The organism is Janibacter cremeus (genome assembly GCF_013409205.1).
GTDB classification, from domain to species: domain Bacteria; phylum Actinomycetota; class Actinomycetes; order Actinomycetales; family Dermatophilaceae; genus Janibacter; species Janibacter cremeus.
This window is the reverse complement of the sequence record NZ_JACCAE010000001.1, coordinates 2,292,531-2,313,284: the sequence shown is the minus strand read 5'-3', so window position 1 is coordinate 2,313,284 and position 20,754 is coordinate 2,292,531. Positions and strand designations below refer to the sequence as shown.

Sequence of the window (20,754 nt, the reverse complement as noted above, 5' to 3'; positions counted from 1 at the left end):
GTCTGCGGTGGTCACGTCGAATTGCGTCGGCGGGGTAAGCGGACCTTGCGGACCGTCCCCGCCAGTGCGGAGCCGAGCATACGGGCGCGAGAGCGGATGCGGCGCCCCGTGGCCCGCCACGGCAGCGAGACCGGGGAGAGCGCGGCCCACCAACGCCGCCACCACGGCACCTGCCCACGCATGCGCTTCAGTGCCGAGTCCACGTCCTCCCAGTACGCCGCGACCTCCTCGTCCGTGATGGCCCCCGGCCCGAAGATGTGCCGGTCCGCGGCCACCGCAAGCGCTGTCGGCGCGCTCTCGCCGAAGCGACCGGTCAGCACCGCGCTGTTCTCACTGCGCGTGTGCCCGACCGGAAGCCTCGTGCCGAGGTCACGCGCTCGGTCGGTGACTTCACGCCAACCGCCACTGACCCGGTCCAGCGGATCCGTGGCGCGACGGCGCCGTCGACGGCGGAAGCGCTTGACCAGCAGGATCAGCCACAGCGGCGAGAGCAGCAGCAGGATCTGCACCACGATCCACAGCACGCCAAGGATCATGAAGAACAGGTCCCACGGCCCGTCGGTGAGGTCCTGGCCCGCACCCTCGGGTGGGACGCCCTGGACGTCCTCGGGCTCCTCGGGCAGCACCGGTGGCTGCACCACGTAGGGCTGCGGCACGGGGTTGTTGCTCTCGTCCAGCGGTGGCGGCGTCCGGTCCTCCGGGGGCGTGGGGTCGAACGGCACCCAGCCCCAGTCCTCGAACGGGATCTCGACCCAGGCGGCGATGTCGTCCCCGGTCACCGTGCCGTTGGCGCCGATGTCCTCGAACCCGAGGACGACCCGTGCCGGCATCCCCTGCCGCTGTGCGGCGTAGGCCATGGCTGCTGCGTACTGCTCGTCGTTGCCGACCATCCGCTCGGGTGACTGCACCAGGTCCGCGAGCCGTTTGGTCCCGTGGCCGGACCTGGAGAACCCGAAACGCTTGGGCTCCAGTCCGTCGTTGAAGTAGCCCTTGTCGCGAAAGCCCTTCTCCAGTGCCACGGCCTGCTCGAAGTCAGAGGAAGCCCCGGTCTGGGTGACCCACTTCTGGGCCAGCTGGTCCAGCTGCTCGATCGGCGGTGAGGTCATCTCGGGGGCGGTGACACTGGTGTCGACCTCCCGGGAGAGGAGCGCGTTGGTGCGCTTGGGTCGTGGAGACCAGTCGATGAGGAACTCGTCGCCGGGACGCACCTGGCCGGCGACGGCGAGCCCACCGGTGGCGGTGTTGATCAACAGGTCCCGTGGCTCGTCGGGGGCAGCGTCGTGCTCGAAGGTGGCGGCGGTCGCGGTACCCACCGACGGCAGCCAGGTGCCGGTGTACTTCTCCGACGTCACGCGCAGGGTCCCCCCGCTGTGCGCGTCGGGTGCCGGTCGGTAGGCGCTGCTACCCGAGGACACGTCGGTGGTCGAGACGTTCCAGACCAGTCCGTCGAAGGTGTCCATGGTCGCCAGGCGGACGAGGGGTTGACCGCTCGGCACGTTGTCGAAGGTGAACAGCACATCCGACTCGTGCGCCTTGTAGTAGTACCGGTAGCGCGACAGCGGGCTCTTCAGGTCGAGCTGCGCGAGCGGCGGCTCGACGTGGTCGCGCAGCACCTGACGCTCGGGTCCGGTCGCGGCGGCGGCCAGGCCCCAGCCGGCCAGTCCGGCCACCAGCACGACCGCGGTACCCAGGCCCACTCGTCGCGTCCACGAGGTGCGCAGGTGTCGCAGGGAACGCCACCGGTTCCACAGCACCAGCACCACCACGAGCACCATGCCCCGCACCAGCGGCAACGACGCGTCGTGGGAACCGAAGGCCGCGGCGGCGAGGAAGCACCCGGCGACCGTCACGGGGGCCATCCCGGCGAATCGGGTGCGCCACAGGAAGGTCGTCGCGAGCACACCACCGACGAGCGCGATGACGAACGGCACCACCAGTTCCCCGCGCGTCACGCCCAGGGGGACCGGCAGCGTGATGACCGACCGCCACGACTCGACCAGGCCGACGACGAGCGTGCGTTCGGCATCCAACGTCGGGACGACCCGTGCCAGGGTCTGCGTCGGCGCGGCAGCGGCGGGTCCCACCACGAGGTAGCCGGCTGCGAGCAGCAGGACGCTCAGCAGCGGGCCCAGTCGCAGCCGTTGCGCGAGCAGGGTGACACCGATCGCGAGGGCAAGTCCGAGCGCCACGGTGAGCATCCAGGTGCGATCCACCCAGACGTCGGCGAAGGGGGTGACCGCCACGGCCATGGCGAGTACCAGGCATGCGCTGTCGACGACGCGCAGGCGGAGGCCGGGTTCAGCCATCGGCGAGCCCTCGCATCAGGATCGGCAACTCGTCGAGCGAACCCAGGGTCGCGCTGTCCACGTCGGCCATGCTGCGCAGCTCGATCTCGGCTCCCGGATCGACCCGCACGACGATGGTGCGCACATCCAGTGACAGGTGCCGGCGGGCGCGGCGCAGGTCTGCGTCGGACGCGAGGGAGCCGACCACGATCATGGCGATGCTGGCCCCGGAGATCTCCGACCCGAGGCGGCGCACCGTCTCGGACAGTCGCGGCGCCATCCCCTCGTAGTCGATACCAGCGAGCTGGTCCAGCAGCACCACGGGGTGCTCGGAACGCAGGTGCGTGGTGGAGGTCATCTGCGAGAGCGTGTGGTCGTCCCGCAGCGTCTGCGTACCCAGTGACCCGGCGATGGAGACGGCCAGCTCGAACTCGTCATCGGTGGCGTAGTCGTCCAGGCGTGTGCTCAGGACGAGCATCAGGTGGGCGCGCCGGGTCTCCTCGAACTGGCGCACCATGAGCGTGCCGGTGCGGGCGCTGGTCTTCCAGTGGATGAATCGGCGGTCGTCCCCGGGGACATACTCGCGCAGCGCGTGGAAGGCGACGTCGTGGTCGGAGATCTTGCGGATCGTCTTGCCTTCGAGGTCCCGGATGAACCCCGATGACGAGCTGCCGATCGGGACGGTGCGCGGGTGGACGTGCAGCAGGTCCGCTTCGGTGAGTGTCTGGTCGCGGCGCAACAGCCACAGGGGGTCGGCACGCACTGCCAGTACCGGGCCGAGGTCCAGGACCGCCCGCTTGTTGGTGGGGATCGCGAAGAGCTCCTCGTGGCGTTGCTTGCCGTGCAGGGACGGCAGATCGAAATCGGCCGTCGTGGGACCGACCGGCAGCTGGATCGTCAGCGGGAGGATCCGTTGGCTCGAGGTGTTGGTCACCACCAGGCTGCCGTGGGCCCGTGCTCCCACGACGACGCGGTTGCGGCCCAGGTGGAGCTCGGCTGCGACATGGTGGCCGCCGAGGACGAAGGGAATGGCCAGGAGCAGCACCAGCGCCAGGAAGCCTCCCGCGAACCACACCTCGCCCCACTGCCACAGGACCGCGGCCCACACGCAGAGCACCACGAGACACGCCAGCACCCATGCGGTCGGGGAGATGACCGAGGTGACGGGGCGGACGGCTGCACGCTGCGTCTCGGTGCGTTCCGCCAGCCGGTCCCGGGCCTCGAGGAGCCGTCCCCCCGCGCGCCGTCGAAGACTCGTGGCACGCCGGCGCCACGAGTCCCCGGGCACGCGAAGGGCCAGTTTCATGCCGACACTCGCTCCTGGGGAGCCGCGACGGAGTCGAGGATGCGCCGGATGACCTTCTCGTTGGTCAGTCCCCGGAACTCCTCCTCGGGGTCGAGGACCATGCGGTGGGCGAGTACCGGCTGGGCCAACAGCTTGATGTCATCAGGCAGCACGTAGTTGCGTCCGCACGCGGCCGCCCACACCCTCGCCGCCCGCATCAGTCCCAGCCCCGCGCGGATGCTGCACCCCAGGACCACGTCACCGGCGTCGCGGGTCTCGGCACAGATCGTGGCGACGTACTCCAGCACCGACTCGTCGGCATGCACCTCCTCGGCCAGACCGACCATGCTCACCACGTGCTCGGTGCTGATGATCCCCTCCAGTCCGCGGCCGTGCCGCCCCGCCTTGGGGTTCGACAGGATCGAGACCGAGCTGGCGTGGTCCGGGTACCCGATCGAGGACTTCATCAGGAACCGGTCCAGCTGCGCCTCCGGCAACCGATACGTCCCGGCCTGCTCGATCGGGTTCTGGGTCGCGATCACGATGAAGGGCTGACCCACCTTGTGGGTGACACCGTCGACGGTCACCTGGTGCTCCTCCATCACCTCCAGCAACGCCGACTGCGTCTTGGGCGAGGCGCGGTTGATCTCGTCGGCCAGCACCACGTTCGCGAACACCGGACCGCGACGGAACTCGAAGCGCTGCGAGGCCTGGTCGAAGATGGTCACACCCGTCACGTCGCTGGGCAGCAGGTCCGGTGTGAACTGGATCCGGTGCTGCTCCCCCTGCAGGGTGTCGGCCATCGCGCGCGCCAGGGAGGTCTTTCCCGTGCCCGGGAAGTCCTCCAGCAGCAGGTGCCCCTCGGCGACCAGGCACGTGAAAGCCAACTGCACCACCTCGTGCTTACCCACCACCGCCCGTTCGACGTTCGCCACCAGCTGGGCGAACGTCTGCGAGAACCACTGGGTCTGTTCGGGCGACAAGGTCATGGCCACTCCTCGTGGTCGTCGATGATCATCAGGGAACCTTCACGGAATCGGAGAACGTTCGGGTGCCGCCGCCCCCGGGATAGTTGATGTCGTACTTGACGGTCAGTTTCGTTCCGGAGCAGTACTTGCCGGTGATGACCCACGTCCGCGAGTCGGTCACCCGCCCGTCGGATCCCACTCGCAAGCCCTTGGGCCGGTCGAAGGGACCGGGACAGCCACCTCCCGTGCCGACGCCACTGACGGTGTAGGGGTTGTCCTTGGCCACAAGACCGTCGAGCGAGATCTGGACGCGGTAGCAGGGGTCCTTGCAGTCGCCCGTAGCGCTCCGCTTGTGCACGGAGGCGTTGATCGTCGGGTCGTCGACCCGGACGGAGCCCGAGTCGTGCGATGCCTTGGCGCCCGCAGTGGTGGTGAACGTCGCCTTGGTGCCGATGCGCGAACCGCCCTGGATGGGATCGGGGTTACCCCAGTGCACGACCGCGGACCCGTTGTTGCAGTCCGGCTTCTTCTGTGTGCCGGTGTCGGAGCGGGTGGCCACAAAACTCTTGATGGCTCGGCCGTTGCCTTCGCAGACGTAGGAGAACACCGCATCGCGGTAACCGGCATTCTTGCTGGTGCTCCTGAAGTACGGCTTCGCGTAGGGGTTGAAGGTACCGCCGGCGCTGGAGGCGCCACTGGTGGAACCCTGGCCCTCTGGGTTGGTGACCGGGGTGATCGTCACCGACTGGCCCTGCCCCTTGGAATTGAAGGGAAGGGTGGCGGTGACCCGGACTCCTTCACCGCGATCCAGGCCGGTCCAGGTCCCGGTGGTGCCGTCCGACGTCTTGTAGCGGTATTCGGTCACGGGATAGCCGCCGTTGTCGCTGGGAGTGGTGAACTGCACCTTGCCGCGATAGGAGCTCTTCGACTCCAAGCACTTCACGCAGTCGTCGGCCTTGCTGATGCTGGTCGGTTTCGACGCACGGTCCCACGTCGTCACGGCACCGGACCGGCCCGACCAGCCCGACTTCCCCGCACGGTTGGTGCCGCGTACCACGGCCGTGTAGGAGTGCCCGTTGGGCACGGTGAAACTGGTGCTGTTCCCGGTGACGGGCTTGGCTGCGACCGGCTCCTTGCCTCCACCCCGGTAGACGCGGACCTCGAAGCCCGTGACGTCGTCATGGCCGTCGGCCGGCGACTGTGGCGTGGGCCAGGAGACCTCGAGGTACCCGTCGCCGTCGCCGTCGTCATTGCCGGCCGCACTCAGGCTGGGCGGTGGCATCTGGTTGGGCTTGGTGAACGGTGTCTGCGTATCCGACCACGGCGACCACACACCGGGGCCACGGTCATTGACCGCCCTGACCCGGAATCGGTACGACGTACCGTTGGCCAGACCGTCCCAGACCATCTCCTGTTGCTCCGGCCCCACCGACCTCACGCTGCTGCTCGGGCTCGACTGCAGTTCGTACTTGGTGATGTCCGATCCCTCGTTGGACGCGGTCCCCCAGGACAGCCGCAACTTGCCGTCACGGTTGGTCAGGTCATCACCTTGGACAACCGGCGCGACCATCGTGCCGGGGACCGTGTCGGGCGTGACCGGGGACGAAGGGGGGCTCGGCTCCCCTTCGCCGAGACCGTTGACCGCGGTGACGGTGAACCGGTACTCCTTGCCCGCGTCCAGCCCCTGGATGGTGCACTGCGTCGCCACGCACCGCGTGGAGTCGTCGGAGCCGGCGCGTCGCACGAGGTAGTGCTGGATCGGGCTGCCCTGGTCGTCGGGTGCCCGCCAGGTCAGCTGCACCGAGTCCGGTCCCCCCTCGACCGCCGTCGGAGGCGGAGGTGCCGCGGGCACGTCGGCGACCACGATCACCACCCGACCCTCGGCCTCCCGGGAGGGCTCACCGGAACCGTCATCGAGGCGGTAGGTCACCACGACCTTGCCCGCGCCGGTCGGGGTGACGATGATGTTCGACCCGGATGTGGACGTGTCACCGGCGGGACCCGTGGCCGAGGCGAAGGTCACCTTCTTGCTCTTGCCCGGGAACGGGTCGAACGCGACCGCGTCACTCACGTCCACGGTCACCGGCTCGCCGGCCTCCGCGTCGGCGATCCGCAGTGGAGTCAGTTCCATCGGCGGCGCCACCGTGTCGACCTCGTCCTCGCCCTCGTCGTCCTCGGGAAGTCCGATGACCGTCACCGTCACCTGACCGCTCTGGGGGTCGGCCGATCCGTCCGACGCCGACACCTCCAGGTCGACCTGGCCGCTGGGCGCGCTCTTGTCGGCGGAGACCGCGAGCACGTTGTCCTCGATGTCGACCTCGACGCCGTCGCGAGCACCCTTGACGTCGAAGCTCAACTCGTCCTCGTTGACGTCGGTGGCCAACCGGTCCAGGTCCACGGTCCGCGCCTGGCCACCGGCACGTACGACCACACTGGTCGAACGCACCTGCGGAGGCAGGTTGCCCGAGGGCAGCACCGTGATCGGGATCGTGATCTGCGAGGACAGGCCGGTCGGGTCGTTCAGGTCCTCCCCGTCGATGACATCCAGCGTCACGGAGGCAGGACCGTGGTACGCGGGAGGCGCGCGGAAGGTCAGGTCCTCCAGACCGTCGGACGTGGTGTCACCGTTGCTGGAGGTGATGCGGTCGGTGCGAGCCACCTTCGGCGTACGGCCGTCCCGCACGATCACCACGTCAGCCAACGAGATCGCCGTGTCCTCACCGGCGATGGCCTCGACCGGCACCGCAGCCGTGTTCAGCTGTGGCGGCATCTTCTCCGTACCCGCCACGTAGACGAACCCGAACGAGTACTGATCGGTCTTGTCGGTCACCTTGTACGGGACGGTGCGGCCCTCGGGTCGCAACGTGACCTGCAACTTTCGTCCGTCGACCTGCGCCCCCTTCCCCACCGCCTCCAACTGCAGCTCATCGACCGAACCGTCGAGGTCTCCGTCATTGGCCAACACGTCGACCGTGACGGTGTCCCCGGCCGTCTTGCCGGCCATCTGCTCACTGGTCACCACGTCATCAGACGCCAGCGGCGCGTGATCGGGGGCATCCTCGCGAGCGGTCACCGTGAACAGTGCCGAGGACGAGGTCCCCAAGCCGTCGGTGATCGAGTAGAAGGCTCCCTTGTTCACCTCCGACTGATCTCTCAGCTCCGGAACCTCCATCTCCACGAACTGGTCCACCACGCGTGCCTCGACACCGTCAGGAGCACTGAAGCGGTCCTCCTCGAGGATCAGGGGGTCGCCATCGGGGTCGGAGTCGTTGGCCGTCACCGGGTACTGGACCGTCAGCCCCGGCTTGACGAGCAGGTGGTCGTCCAGCGCCGCCGGCGCCTGGTTGACCGGACTGCGCGGCGCCACCCCGATGCGCACCTCAGCAATCCCCGAGGCCCCGTACGGGTCACTGACCCGGATCTTGAAAGTATCCGTACCGGTGTTCTTCTCCCCCTTGAACGGCTCGTACTCGAACCACCCGGCGCCCGACTTCACGATCCGTCCGAACCGGGGCGGCTCCACCAGGCCCGTGTACACCACCGGATCACCGTCAGGGTCGGCGCCGAAGATGTCCACCGGGACCCGGATCCGCTGACCGGACACGGTCCGGTCCTCGATCGGCCGCGGCTCGGGAGGACGGTTCGTCTCGGGGTCGTCCGGCGTGATGTTGAGCACGAGCCGTGCATCTGCACGCGCCTGCTCCCGGTCACGCACTCCGTACCCGATCTGCATCTGCGTGGTGCCGTCATCAGGCACCATCACCCGGATGCCCTCACCCGTCGCGACGATCGGCACCTCGCCCTCGCCGACCCAGTCGGTGTGCGAGTCGACATCGAACAGATCCTGTTGGTAGACCGAGAGCGAGTCCCCATCCGGGTCCTCGTCGTTGTCCAGCACCGGGATGGTCACCAGGGTCCCGGCCCGCACCGTCACGACATCCTCACGTGCCACCGGTGGACGGTTCTCCAGGGTGTCGGCGAGCACCACCGACACCTCACCCGAGACCTGCTCGCTGCGGCCATCGGAGAGCAGGTATTCGAACGACGGGTTCGTGTCGGCATCCTTCAGATCACCCGACACCTCCACTCGGACGAAGCGCTTGTCGATCAACGACGCCGTCACGGAGTCCTGCCACTTCGGCGGGATCTCGATCCCCTGGACGACCATGACGTCACCATCGGGGTCCACGTCGTTGGCCAACACGTCGACCAGCACGGACCCGTCCGACTGCACCGCCGCCACATCACGGGTCGCGACCGGTGGCCGGTTCTTCGCCGTCCGCGGAACCACGTCGACCCGGATCAGCGCTGTGTCCGAGGCCTGGCCGTTCGCGCTCGCGGCTTCGTACTCGAGGTAGTACGTCCCGTGCCGGTCGGCCTGGAAGGTGACCGTCCCCCGGTCAGGGTCCTCGGACACCTTCGCAGCTCCCCCGGCCACGACCTGCAGCCGCGGCACCGTCATCTGCCCACCCAGCGGGTCGGTGTCGTTGGCCAAGGGCTCCAGCAGGATCGATGAGCCGACCTGCCCTGAGAATCGATCCGCCACCGCCTGCGGTTGTGCCTTCTCCGGATCCACGACCGTGACCGCCACGGTCCCCTTGGCCGTCGCCTCGCCCCCCTGCACCACGAAGTCGATCTTCTTGCGGCCCTCGCTCCCGCCCTTGTCCAGGAAGTCAATCGTCCCGTCGGGGCGGAAGCCGACATCGCCACCGTCGCTGTTGGCATCGACGAGGGCCAACGAGTCGCCCTCCGGGTCGATCCACGCCGGCAGGACGTTCAACGATGCCTCGTGGCCTGCCGCCACCACCAGCTCGTTGTCCTGCCCCTCGATCAGCACCGGCTTCTTGTCGACCTCGTCATCGAAGATCTTCAGCGTCACCGTCGCCTCTGACGGTGGATTCTCCGGCCGACCGTCCGAGATCTCGTACTTGAAGGAGAGGGACCCCTCCACGTCGGGGGCGAGCTGCGCCTGGACCTGTGTGCCGCCACCCGTGACGCTGAAACTGGCCTGCTCGTTCGATGCGGGCGGTTGGGTCAACGTCAGGATGTCCCCGTCGGGGTCGATGTCGTTGAGCGTCACCGGCAACACCACCGTCGTCCCGGGCCTCGCCCCGAACTCGTCATCCACGGCCTGCGGCGGCTTGTTCCGCTTCGTGTCCGCCTTCTCGTCGGAGGCCTCGGCCACCTGCGGGTCCCGAGCATTCGGGTTCACCGACGGCCAGTTGTCGACCTGCGTCAAGCCGTTCTGCTCCACCAGCCATGCACTGCCGGTGGCCACGTCATTGATGACGACCACGTCGCGGTTGGCCCGGAAGACCAGATCGGCAGTCGCGCCCAGCGGCTCGATCTCGGCGACGAAGGGGGCGTCACCGTCCGCGCACGTGCGCTGGTAGTTGTCCTCACCCGGCGCTGCCCAGGCCGCGTGGACGCACTCGGCCACGTTCACCGGTGGCGCAGGCGCGCCGCCGGCCTCGACCACCGACTCCTGGGTCAGGTCGCCGCCGGACAGGTCGGTGCGCCACAGCCCCTCGTCCGAGGCGACCCACACGGTCGGCGACGCAGGGCCCACTGCCTGCAGCACCGGATCCTGACCGCTGACCGCCACCGGATCCGCGCCGGGCCGCAGCAGCTTCCCCTCCTGGAGGGCCACCGGAACGTCCCCGACCGCCGAGAACTCCGCGTCGTCGGTGAACTCCGTCTCGAAGTCGATCGTGTCCTGCTCCACCGGCGTCCCCGAGACGTCCAGTCGGTACTCGGTCACCACACCGGAGCGGCGGTCCGCCACCAAGGCCGTCCCGTCACGGGAGACCACCACGCCACTGCGCGGTGAGATCGTGAAGTCGTGCGGCGAGTCCGTGGTGAACCCCGGCAGCTGGTCGACCCGCCGGATCCACACCCGACCGGACTCGCGGTCGACGAGGCCGACGACACCGCCACCGACCGACACGTCGAACGACCCCGGCACGTCGATGCCCTCGGCGGACCCCGTCACCGGGTCCGCCACCCGCAGCGTCTGCTCCCCGTTGCCGCCCCCGGGGTCGAGGGTCTGAACGCTCGCACCTTGCTGGAAGATCACGTCGCTCGTCGCAGAGGTCAGGATCCCCATCTCGAGTTCCTTGGACTGCGAGTTCAACCGCGCCATCATCTGCAGGTCCTGGTTGGAGACCCACACCCCGCCGGAGTTCAGCTCGACGTCATTGATCGGCGACCCGTCATGGCGGATCGCCAGCACCGCGAGGAGACCGACCACCAGGCTCACGATGACGCCCTGCGCCACCCCTCGTTGCAGCCCTGCGCGCCCCTGGCGACGCGACGACCGCACCGCCGATCGACCCGACCTCACGACGCGCGCTCTCCATCTTCCAGCAGCGGCAGGTGCTCGGGGCGCACGAGGCGCGCCGTGACCGCGTACTCCACCAGTCGTCCCCGACGCTGGGTGGCGTTGTTGCCCCGGCCGCCACGCAGACCCTTCACGCCGGCCCGGTCGAACTTGTCGCAGACGTTGTCCAGCTTGCGGTTGAACTTCGTCAGCGGCCATCCCAGCCGTTCGGCGGCCTGCGCATTCGTGGGTACATCGCTCGGGCCGGTCCCCACCCGACGCAGGACGACCTCCGACAGCGCGAGCACGAGGAGGAACTGGCTCGACGTCAGGGTGACGCCGCCCAGCGTCAGGTCATTCTCGTCCTCTGCTTGTGGTGGCACCACGGCACTGAACTCGGGCGCGTCGCAGCAGACGGTGACCTCGTACGTGGTCTGCCCGGCAGTGAAGAGGAGCGCGATCGAGGGAAGGACGACCGGCACCCGTGCCCCCGGGCCCACCAAAGCGTGCAAGGTGCCGGCATCGCCGCTGACGGTGAGAGAGAGCCGGGAGCCGATGTTGGTCACCCACCAGAGGCCGTCGACGTGGGAGATCTCGACGAGTCGTCGGTGCAGGTAGGCATTGTCGGCATCGACGACAAGGTCCGCTTCGCGTCCGATGGTGAATACGCGGTCCCCCGCCAACGGGTACTCCACCCCGCAGTACTCGACCGTCAGCTCGGCAGCCACCAAGTCCCCTCTCCAAGAAGTGCCTCCGCGGATCATACGCACCTTCAGCGACAAGGGCAGGGCGGGGTGATTCCTCTACGGCCGCAACGCTTCCCCAGGCCCTCACGGCCGGTGGACCCGCCCGGTTCAGGACTGGCTGCCCTTGCCGGACACCACGACGCACTCGGTCAACGGGTCCGACATCGACCCGCTGCGGATGACCGAGATCGCGACGCACTGCTGGCCGCCCGACGGGACAGCCGTCTTCACGCGGCTGCGCTCTCCCCGGTACTCCTCGACCATCTCGCCCAAGGACTGCCCGACCCTGACTCGAAAGGTGTCGCCCGGCTCGGGGTCGGGGTTGCGCCAGGAGAACGTCACGGAGCCCCCCTTCACCCGGTGGTCCAGGTCCACCGGAGTCGAAGGGCCACCCACTGCCACGGCGGGCGAAGGGGGTGGGGTGGACGTCGTCTCGTCCGACGCGGACTCGGAACCGAACACCAAGGCGGCGCCGACGGACACCGCGAGGGCCGTCCCGAGGCCCACTCCCCACAGGGTCCGCGTGCGCGACGGCGTCCGCTGGGTGGCTTCGTCAGGCACGACCCCGGGCCCCACGTCGGGCGCGCCGACGGTCTCGGGCGGACGGCGACGGATCGTGTTCTCGGCCGGCTCGCGGCGACGGGGTGCGCGCGTCCGGTCCTCGACCTGGGACACTTCACGGGGCCGCAGCAACGTGCCCTTCTCGGCGATGTCATCGGGCACGATCACCTGCACGGGCCGCACGAGCGTCCGTTCGTCGGACACCTGCTGCCCGGCGGTCGCCGCCTCGGGTGAGGCATCCATCACCTCCAGCCGCGTGGGCGCGAGCTGCAGCTCGATCTGCACCTCCTGCAGGCCGCGCGCCAGAGCCATCGCCGAGGCCGGACGCTCATCCAGACGTCGGGACAAGGACCGGGCAAGGAGCCCGCCCAGCGAGTCCGGCACGTCGGCCCGCATGATCCGACTCGGGTCCTTGTTCTCGATGCGGTGGATCAACGTCGGAGTGTCGTTGGTGCCACCGGGCACCTCGAAGGGCGATCGTCCTGCCAGCAACGAGTAGATCGTGGCGGCGAGGGCGTACACGTCGCTGCGTGCGTCGAGCGGCGGGTCCTCCCCCAGCACTTCGGGCGGCGACCACGGCACCGACATCCCACCGCTGGCCTGGGTGTCCTCGTTGGCGACGGCCGCGATACCGAAGTCGGTCAGCAGCGGGACACCGAACGGACTGGTGAGGATGTTGTGTGGCTTGATGTCACGGTGCAGGATCCCCACGCGGTGCGCCGTCTCGACGGCGCTGGCGATCCTGACCCCGATGTCGAGGACCTCGGGCAGGGGGACCCGTTCCGTGCGGTACCGCTGCGCGATGTGCGGCGGCGGGCAGTACTCCATCACCAGGAAGGCCCGCCCGTCGACACTGACGTCGGCCTGGTGGATCGAGACGATCGAGGGATGGCTGGAGAGCTGGGCCATCACGTTCGCCTCGGCGTGGAACTGCTCCCGGCCGACCTTGCTGGCCGACTCGCGCAGCACCTTCACCGCCACCTGCCGCGCCGGGAGGCGCTGCCGGTAGAGGAAGACATCGGCGAAGCCGCCGGTGCCGATGGGCTCGACGAAGGTGAAGTCCGGAATCTCCGGGGGTGGAGCAGCGCTCACCCGACCGCCCCGTGCATCATGACCGTGGCGACGACGTCGTCGGACAACCTCAGCACACAGCCGTCGTCGACCACTGTCGGTTCATCCGTCGACAGCCTTTCCGGTTCGCCACCGGGGCGGGTGAGCATCGTGCCGTTCGTGGAGCGGTCGGTGACGACCACGGCGCCGTCCTCGACGGCGACCTCGAGGTGCGTGCCGGACACGTACGGATCATCGACGACCATCATGCGTGGCAGTTGCGCGCCGCTCTTGCGCTCCGCACGCGGCGAGCGCCCGATGATCACCGGCTTGGCCAGGTCGACCGTCTCACCACCCGACACCGCCAGGGTCGCCGTCACCTGCGACGTCGCCGCCGGCGTCTCGGGTTCCTCGCGGGCACGCAGCGCTCGCATCTGCTCCGCGGTGATGGTGCGACCGTCGTGGTCTCCTTCGGCGGGGTCCGGGGCCTGGTCCGGGACCGGGATCTGGGCGGGGTCCGGGACCCGCTGCCCCTGGATGGTGGCACCGACGGTCTCGTCGAACCCGTCATCGACCTCGGCATCGTGATCCGGCACTGCTTCCGGGGCGTCCTCCACCTCGGCCACGGTGATGCCAGGGTCCTGGGTGGCCCGCGGCGGGCACTCGTCCTCCTCCGGCGCCTCCCCCGGGCGCCAGCTGGCCCGGGCCGCCAACACGACTCCCGCGGTCAGCGGCAGCTCCAGGTCGCCCTCTCCCTCATCGTGGTCGATGGACACGTCATCACCTGCCGGCACACGGTGCTCACGCCACGTGGCCACATCGCGGCCCGACCACTGCTGGCCCCCGCAGCGAACCGTGTAGGGGCCACGCACCAGCACGACGAGGTCCGTGCCGTCGAGCACGGCCGCGGCGAAGTCCGGTAGCCGGGCGACATCGCCACCCGACAGGGCTGAGATGACCCCCAGAGGAGTTGGCGCCCCGTCCACCAGCGCGGACACCTCGGCCACTCGATCGGGTGCGGCCATGACCACAGCGCGGCCCGTCAGTGCCACCACACGGTCTCCGGGGACGTACCTGGCGTTCATCGGCTCCTCCGGCCATTGGGAATGGTGTCTTCGGGAATGGTGTCCTCGACAGCTTCCACCTGGGTGGGGGCACCGATGAGATCGGGGTCGAGAGTGTCCTCGACGGCGCGATCACCGACGGACACGACGTCAACGATCACCACGGTGATGTTGTCATGACCGCCGGCCTCCACGGCGCGACGGACCAGCAGGTCCGCCGCTCTGGCAGATCGAACCTCGTCGGCGAGTATCCGGCTGATCGACTTCTCGCTGAGCTCCCCGGTGAGGCCGTCACTGCACAACAGCAGTCGGGCGCCCTCCTCCACCGGCACGAGCGAGAAGTCGGGTCCAGAGCTGGCCGAGCCACCGAGCGCGCGGGTGATGATGTGGCGCTCCGGGTGGGCCTGCGCCTCCTCCTCGGTGATCTGTCCCTCGTCGACGAGCTCCTGCACGATCGAGTGGTCCTTGGTGATCCGCGCCAGGTTCCCGTCGTGCCACTGATAGGCGCGGGAGTCCCCCTCGTGTGCAATCGCCCAGTAGCCACGACCGGATTGCTCGACGTACGCGGCCGCCAGAACCGTTGATCCCGGCGCGGCCTTCTGAGTGGCGAGGTCTTGGATCCGCAACCGCGCGCGCGATATGCAGCTCTCCAGGTCGGAGGGCTCGACAGCGGCGCAGTCCCGGATCGACTCGAACTCCTCGACCACGATGGCCGAGGCGACGTCGCCACGCTCGTAGCCACCCATGCCGTCAGCCACGACGAAGACCGGTGGAGCGGCAAGGAAGGAGTCCTCGTTCACCGACCGCACCTGCCCGACGTCGGTGGCGGCCGAGTACCTCATCTGCGTGAAAGTGCCATCGGCAGAAGGGGACCAGCGCAGATCGGGCATTCGATCGACGGTCACTGTGCAGCGTCCTTCCCGTGCTCCCCCGCCTGTGCGCGCCCCATCGTAGGCGGTCGGTCGGGGCGCAGGGCAGCGCGCACGGACTCGCTCGTGGTACGCACACGGTCCAGCGCCCGGAGCGCGTGGTCGATGTCGGGCAGGTCCGGCGTCGGAGACCACAGCTCGTCCACGTCGTGCACCGGCGGTGCACCGTCGATGATCGGCTCGATGTCGGTCACCAGCGCTCCACGGGAGGGGTCGCCGTCGAGGGCGGCGCGGATTTCCGCGACGTCCAGGCGTGAGTGGGATCCGACGAGGACGGCATTGCCGAAACGCAGCCCCTTCAACGCCGACCCCTGCACAACCATCGCGACGTGGGCGAAGACGGTGCGCAACGTCGCCAGCTCTCGGCGGGTGAAGGTCAGGTCGGGTCCCGCGACGGAGTTCAGCACCAGGATCCCGTCCTCCTGCAACGCTGCACCGGCTCGCTCGAAGCACTCACGTGAGGTGAAGGCGGGCGGGATCCGTCCCCCGGCGAACACGTCGATCACCACGGCGTCCCAGACCGGCCCGGGTCGAGACGCGTCGAGCCAGGCACGCGCGTCACCGACCTCGAGCGTGACTCCGGGCGGTAGCCCGAATCGGGTCCGCGCCACCTCGGCCAGGGCCGGCTCGGACTCCACGACCAGCTGCCGCATGCCGGGCTCGGCTTCGGCGAGTGCTCGGGGGAGTGTGAGCAGACCGCCCCCGAGGTGAGCGCAGGCCCCTCGGTCTCTGCCCACGCAGGCCTGCATCCACCGCACCGTCGCCAGCGCGGGCGGCGCCCCGGACGGGCCGATGTGGGACTGGCGGACGTCGTCGATCTCCAGGAACCATCCGTCGTCTCGTTCGACCAGGTGTGCCGGTGTGCCGTCAGCGAGGGAGATGATGTCGTCACTCATCGGGACTCCAGTCACCGGTTCCGGACAGCAGCGTGGCGGAGGCCCCGGACTCCGGTTGGACGCTTTCGACGGCTCGTGCCGCGACGGTCACGACCGGGTTCACGGCCAGAGGCACGGCGACCGCCTCATCCACGATCTGGGCCTCCAGGGCCACCCGCGACTCGCGCGCGTCGTATTTGTCCGCCGTCCGCGCGTACTTGTCGACGAGCGGGTCGCGCTTCGTGCTCGTGGACCCGCTCAGCAACGGATCTCCCTGGCTCCCCCACTGGGTGGCGAGGTCACGAGCGGTCTCGGGCAGCGGGATCCTGGTCAGGACGGCCTGCCAGCCGGTCCCCTCGCGCACGCTGCGCTGCACGTTGCGGGTGCCGCAGTCACGGACCTGCCACCCGGTCTCGTCCTCGGCCATCGCTGACTGCAACGTGGCGAACGCACCGGCAGCGAACGGCTCGTCGGTGTCGTAGAGGACGCAGATCGGCGTCCCGGTCGGGACCCCTGCCCGCTTGCGTTCGAACGCCGCATCGGCGGCGCCGCCACCGAAGGTCTCGCGCAGGCCGACGTCCTCCACCGCCACGGAATAACCCTCCGCGGTGGGATCGAAGAGCAACGAGTCCGTCGCCTTGAAGGCCTCGCGCCACGGGCCGGACCCGGCCGTGACGAGGTCCGAGCGCGGCACCGCGCGCAGGAAGGCGAGCCGGGCCTCGTGTGCGCTGAACACACCCCGGTCCACTCGCACGACCAGCGCCCACACCGTGCCGTCACCCGAGGTGGAGACCTGGTGGTCCCTGCGCTCGAGGTCTCGCGTCAGCTCACGGTTCTGCGCTGTCGGCAGGAACTGCGCCACCCCGAGGTCATCGCCGATCTCGGCGAGCTGGTCCAGAGGCGTGCCGGTCTCGAGCTCGATGTGCTCGTACGACGGAGGTGGCGTCCCGAGGTACTCGCGGTTCACCACGAGTCGGACCCGATCACCGTCCGAGTCGCCCGGCTCAATGCTCTCCACGCGGTACGGACCGCTGGAGACGAGGAGCTCGTCCGGGATGTCGTCACCATCCGACTCGAGGTCGAAGCCGCCGTTCCACACCTCGGCGATCGCGGCGAGGGCCTCGGGGTCCCCGTCGTCGATGGCGGTGACCACGGCCTGCTTGGCCTCCATCGGGTCCTCGACGCCCAGTGCCAGCATCCCCACCACGTGTGCCGGGACGGCCACATCCAGCGCGGTGTGCCAGTCCCGGACGGGGCGGGTGTACTCGACGTCGATGCGCCGATCGAACTCGTCGAACTCGGGCACCTTCCCGCTGTGCACGAGCGGGCTGGGTACGGAGGCGAACTCACTCCCGGCCACGGCATTCGACCCTGCGGCCCAGGCGAGCAACAGGTCAGCAGCATCGACCGGGATCCCGTCCGACCAACTCGGCTCGGCCAGGTCGTAACGCACAGTGAAGGACGTCGCAGCGGTGTCTGTGATCTCCACCGAGCCGAAACTCTCGTCGACCTCCACGTCACCGCCGGCGACCCGGGCGAACTGCCCACGAGTTGCTGCTGCGATCTCACGGTTGCCCGGCGTGGCTCCGTCAAGGGTGGCTGCGTTGAGGCTGGTGACCGACTTCGACCAGCCGACCGACACGCTCGACCCCTCAACCACCGAGGGAGGCAGGCCGGCTCCACAGCCTGCCACTGTCAGGGCGAGTGCCACGCCGGCCGACACCAACAGGGGGCGCCCGGGCGACGGTCGCGGCACGGTGGACTCCTCGTGTCGTGGCAGTGGAGGCCGTCGACTCAGGCCCACACCTTGATTTCTACCCCTGCCGGGGCGCCGATCATGCTCTCACGCGGAGCCGAGCGCGGCGGTCACCCTCTCGGCCATCCGTGACGACCCTGCGGTGCCGAGGGCCGTTCGAGCCAGAGATGGCATGGCGCAGACGCTAGCACCGTCGGGCCACGCCCGCCGGGCTGCCGCGGTCGGGAGCCACAGGAGGGAAGTTCTCGACAGCCATTGTCCGACAATCAAAATCGCCCCGACCGGAGCCGCTGCCGCCCGTGCCGGAGGTCTCGTCCTGCTGCTCCGCATGCCGCTCGAGCGCACGACCTGATCAGTCGTGGAGCGTGCGTCTCCTACGATCGCGCCATGACTTCGCCCCTCGCCTCCACGACCTACTCGACCGCGCTTGCGCGCAATGAGTTGTACGCCTCTTTCGCCTTGCGGCGCGAAGTGCCCACACTGCTGGATCCGGAGGAGGAAGTGCTGCTGGTCCTTCCCGGGGTCGCCGGGCAGTTCCCCGATGTGTTGATCGTGATCCGACAGCGAGCACTGCTCGCGAAGGTGACCGGCTGGTTCTCCAGGGTGAAGATCAAGCGCGAGGCCCCTCTCGGCCGCATCCGCGGGATCGCCTACAGCGGTTGGCTGTTCGCCCGGGTCAAGCTCGAAGTCGATGGGGGACGCGACCTCACCCTCGTGCCGAATCGGCGCGCCGACGCCTGGCGATTCGTGGAATCCTTCGAGCACCTTCTGCAGACCGGGTGACTGCCGGACTGAGCGGTGCGCGGCATTGAGGGTGATCATGTGGTCGCGGAAGGTGCTGGAGGCCAGGACCGCAGGTCGTGGCCTGCGGGGAGCCAGCCGTGAGCCTTCGTCGCGAACTGATGTACCCAACGTGTGCCCATTCGGGGTCCGGCGACCTGCTCCTCGCAGTATTCGACAGCCCTCTCGCCACGGCTCTTGACTCGGCAGAAGCCGCCCCTGACCAGCAAAAACGCCCCCGACCGTGTCGAGGGCGTTCCGCTGAGCCGCCTATCGGAATCGAACCGATGACCTATTCATTACGAGTGAATCGCTCTAGCCGTCTGAGCTAAGGCGGCGTGCGCCGAGGCGCGGGGCAAGAGTATACGTAAGCGGTGGGGCGGGGTGAAATCGCGGGCGAGCGCGCCAGCCGCGTCGCAACCGGCCGGTGGTCGTGCGACTCAACACAGGCCGTGCCGGTAGGCGAAGGCAGCCGCCTCTGTCCGGGAACCGACGTCGAGCTTGGTGAAGATGTTGGACAGGTGCCGGGCGACGGTCTTGACCGACAGGTGCAGGTCGTGCGCGACCTGGGCGTTGCTGCGGCCTGCCGCCACGAGACACAGCACCTCGACCTCCCGCGCCGTGAGCCCACCGGGGCCGTCGGCATGCCCCAGCTGCGCGGCTGCATCGCGAGCATCCGGAGCCGCACCCTGCGCCACGAAGGCCTCTCGAGCGGCCACCAGCTCGAGTACGGCACCGTCCTGGTCACCCAGCAGCCGCAGCGCCCGCCCGACGAGCACCCGAGCGCGCGCCACCTCGTGCCCGGCGTCCAGTGAGGACCAACGACCCAGTGCCGACCTCGCCGCCGGCAGCGCGGACTCGGGGTCCTCGTGGGCCAGAGCCACCCGCGCGGCGACCGCCTCCGAGCCGGCGTGCACGGCCGTGCAGCCGAAGTCCTCGGCGATCCCGGCGAGCTCGTCGGCGAGGACGGCGGACTCCTCGACGAGTCCCCCGGCAAGGAGAACCTCGACGCAGCCCGGGATGACCCGGTGGCGGAAGATCGCACCGTAGGTCCCGGCCAGGGTCCGTCGGACGGCAGCAACGGCCTGGTCGAGGTCCCCCTTCGCCGCAGCCAGCAGGGCCCGACCGGGCTGCGCGTCACCGCCGTGCTGCAGGGCCATCCCATACGCTCGCTCCGCCCCGTCGAGATCGCCGAGCAGACGCAGGACGTCGCCGCGCTCGTGGTGGGCGAGTGCGACCGCCGGGTGCCCGCCGGCCAGCTCGTACCTCGCCGCGGACCGCTCCAGCTCGGTCACCGCGTCCCGGAGAGCGCCGTGGAGGCGCATCAGCTGCGCCCGGTGCACCGCGCACTGGCCGGTGAAGGCCACGAGCGCGGGCTGGGCATCGCACCACTGGGAGAGCGCGCGCGTCCACTGCGCCGCCCGGCCCAGGTCGCCGACCCACTGGCAGGCCTCGATCATCGAGCAGTAGACCTCGCCCGCGACCAGCGGGTCGACCTCGCCGGCGACGACACCGACCATCGCCTCGTCCAGCAGCCGCAGACCCTCCGACACCTGCCCGAACACGGTCAGCACGCGCCCTTCCTGGTTGAGCCCGAGGGCCACCAGGTTGGGATCCGCGTGTCGACGGCCGCACGCCGTGATCTGCTCCGGCAGTGGGCGCGCGCCCTCCAGGTCGCCGACGCCGACCTTCTCCAACATGCGCCCGACGAGTAGGTACCCCCGCTCCACGACGTCGTCCTCGACGTCCTCGAGCACCCGCTCGCCGCGGGCGAGCCAGCCTCCCGCGACCGCGCTCTCCCCTCTCAGGGCCAACATCGCCCCGAGGCGCGCCGCCGCGCGGGCGGCGAGCAGGGGGTCCGCGGCACCGAGCGCGGCGTGGTGCGCCCTTTGCAGGGCCTGAACCGCGTCGTCCGGACGGCCGAGGAGCTCCGCCGCGTCGGCCAGGGACAGGAAGTCCGAGGCTGCGAGCACCGCGTCGTCGAGCTCCGACAGCGTGCGGTAGGCCGCGAGCCACTCCCGGCGCTCGTACGCGTCACGTGCTCGGTGCAGATCCTCAATCACGCCCATGGTGACTCCCTCACCACTGATGCTATCGGGACGGGCGGCAGCCCGGGATGTCGTCACGGCCCGGGCT

At 69.4% G+C, this 20,754-nt stretch carries 12 protein-coding genes and 1 tRNA gene; 1 reads left to right on the top strand and 12 read right to left on the bottom strand.

Annotated elements, in window-relative coordinates; all coding sequences use genetic code 11:
- Positions 1–11: 11 nt before the first annotated feature.
- From BJY20_RS10935 to BJY20_RS10890, 10 genes are all read right to left on the bottom strand, one after another.
- On the bottom strand, positions 12–2,306 hold the full coding sequence (locus BJY20_RS10935; protein WP_185991554.1) for a transglutaminase TgpA family protein: 2,295 nt from the start codon (positions 2,304–2,306) through the stop codon (positions 12–14).
- Positions 2,299–3,591, bottom strand: a complete 1,293-nt coding sequence (locus tag BJY20_RS10930) for a DUF58 domain-containing protein (protein ID WP_185991553.1) — start codon at positions 3,589–3,591, stop codon at positions 2,299–2,301. Before BJY20_RS10930 ends, BJY20_RS10935 begins: the two co-directional genes overlap by 8 nt.
- Positions 3,588–4,559 carry an AAA family ATPase gene (locus BJY20_RS10925; protein ID WP_185991552.1) on the bottom strand — a complete coding sequence of 324 codons (972 nt, stop codon included), beginning with the start codon at positions 4,557–4,559 and terminating at the stop codon, positions 3,588–3,590. The genes BJY20_RS10930 and BJY20_RS10925 overlap by 4 nt, the downstream gene beginning before the upstream one ends.
- Before the next feature lie 28 nt (positions 4,560–4,587).
- Positions 4,588–10,797, bottom strand: a complete 6,210-nt coding sequence (locus BJY20_RS10920; RefSeq protein ID WP_185991551.1) for an Ig-like domain-containing protein — start codon at positions 10,795–10,797, stop codon at positions 4,588–4,590.
- A gap of 80 nt (positions 10,798–10,877) precedes the next feature.
- Positions 10,878–11,585: an FHA domain-containing protein gene (locus BJY20_RS10915; RefSeq protein WP_343062858.1), complete on the bottom strand. Its 708-nt coding sequence runs from the start codon at positions 11,583–11,585 to the stop codon at positions 10,878–10,880.
- A 126-nt stretch (positions 11,586–11,711) separates the two neighbouring features.
- Positions 11,712–13,256, bottom strand: coding sequence for a protein kinase domain-containing protein (locus BJY20_RS10910; RefSeq protein ID WP_185991549.1), 1,545 nt, complete (start codon positions 13,254–13,256; stop codon positions 11,712–11,714).
- On the bottom strand, positions 13,253–14,299 hold the full coding sequence (locus BJY20_RS10905) for an FHA domain-containing protein (RefSeq protein WP_185991548.1): 1,047 nt from the start codon (positions 14,297–14,299) through the stop codon (positions 13,253–13,255). The genes BJY20_RS10910 and BJY20_RS10905 overlap by 4 nt, the downstream gene beginning before the upstream one ends.
- A complete protein-coding gene (locus BJY20_RS10900) occupies positions 14,296–15,120 on the bottom strand; it encodes a PP2C family protein-serine/threonine phosphatase (RefSeq protein ID WP_185991547.1) in 825 nt (274 codons plus the stop codon). Before BJY20_RS10900 ends, BJY20_RS10905 begins: the two co-directional genes overlap by 4 nt.
- Before the next feature lie 59 nt (positions 15,121–15,179).
- Entirely contained in the window at positions 15,180–16,103 is a 924-nt protein-coding gene (locus BJY20_RS10895) for a spermidine synthase (protein WP_185991546.1), read from the bottom strand.
- Positions 16,096–17,724: an ABC transporter substrate-binding protein gene (locus tag BJY20_RS10890; RefSeq protein WP_185991545.1), complete on the bottom strand. Its 1,629-nt coding sequence runs from the start codon at positions 17,722–17,724 to the stop codon at positions 16,096–16,098. Before BJY20_RS10890 ends, BJY20_RS10895 begins: the two co-directional genes overlap by 8 nt.
- 501 nt (positions 17,725–18,225) lie before the next feature.
- Here BJY20_RS10890 and BJY20_RS10885 point away from each other — a divergent pair.
- Positions 18,226–18,621 carry a hypothetical protein gene (locus BJY20_RS10885; protein WP_185991544.1) on the top strand — a complete coding sequence of 132 codons (396 nt, stop codon included), beginning with the start codon at positions 18,226–18,228 and terminating at the stop codon, positions 18,619–18,621.
- A gap of 261 nt (positions 18,622–18,882) precedes the next feature.
- On the opposite strand, the gene BJY20_RS10880 is transcribed toward BJY20_RS10885, so the two are convergent.
- Positions 18,883–18,956 (bottom strand) — tRNA-Thr (locus BJY20_RS10880).
- Between the two features lie 102 nt (positions 18,957–19,058).
- Complete coding sequence (locus tag BJY20_RS10875; RefSeq protein ID WP_185991543.1) at positions 19,059–20,687, bottom strand: helix-turn-helix transcriptional regulator; 1,629 nt, start codon at positions 20,685–20,687, stop codon at positions 19,059–19,061.
- Positions 20,688–20,754 lie beyond the last annotated feature (67 nt).

Excerpts from the sequence above, each read along its gene's own strand:
- BJY20_RS10885 (WP_185991544.1), top strand. The coding sequence starts at position 18,226 with ATGACTTCGCCCCTCGCCTCCACGACCTACTCGACCGCGCTTGCGCGC.
- BJY20_RS10900 (WP_185991547.1), bottom strand. The coding sequence starts at position 15,120 with ATGAGGTACTCGGCCGCCACCGACGTCGGGCAGGTGCGGTCGGTGAAC.
- BJY20_RS10935 (WP_185991554.1), bottom strand. The coding sequence starts at position 2,306 with ATGGCTGAACCCGGCCTCCGCCTGCGCGTCGTCGACAGCGCATGCCTG.
- BJY20_RS10895 (WP_185991546.1), bottom strand. The coding sequence starts at position 16,103 with ATGAGTGACGACATCATCTCCCTCGCTGACGGCACACCGGCACACCTG.
- BJY20_RS10930 (WP_185991553.1), bottom strand. The coding sequence starts at position 3,591 with ATGAAACTGGCCCTTCGCGTGCCCGGGGACTCGTGGCGCCGGCGTGCC.
- BJY20_RS10905 (WP_185991548.1), bottom strand. The coding sequence starts at position 14,299 with ATGAACGCCAGGTACGTCCCCGGAGACCGTGTGGTGGCACTGACGGGC.
- BJY20_RS10925 (WP_185991552.1), bottom strand. The coding sequence starts at position 4,559 with ATGACCTTGTCGCCCGAACAGACCCAGTGGTTCTCGCAGACGTTCGCC.
- BJY20_RS10875 (WP_185991543.1), bottom strand. The coding sequence starts at position 20,687 with ATGGGCGTGATTGAGGATCTGCACCGAGCACGTGACGCGTACGAGCGC.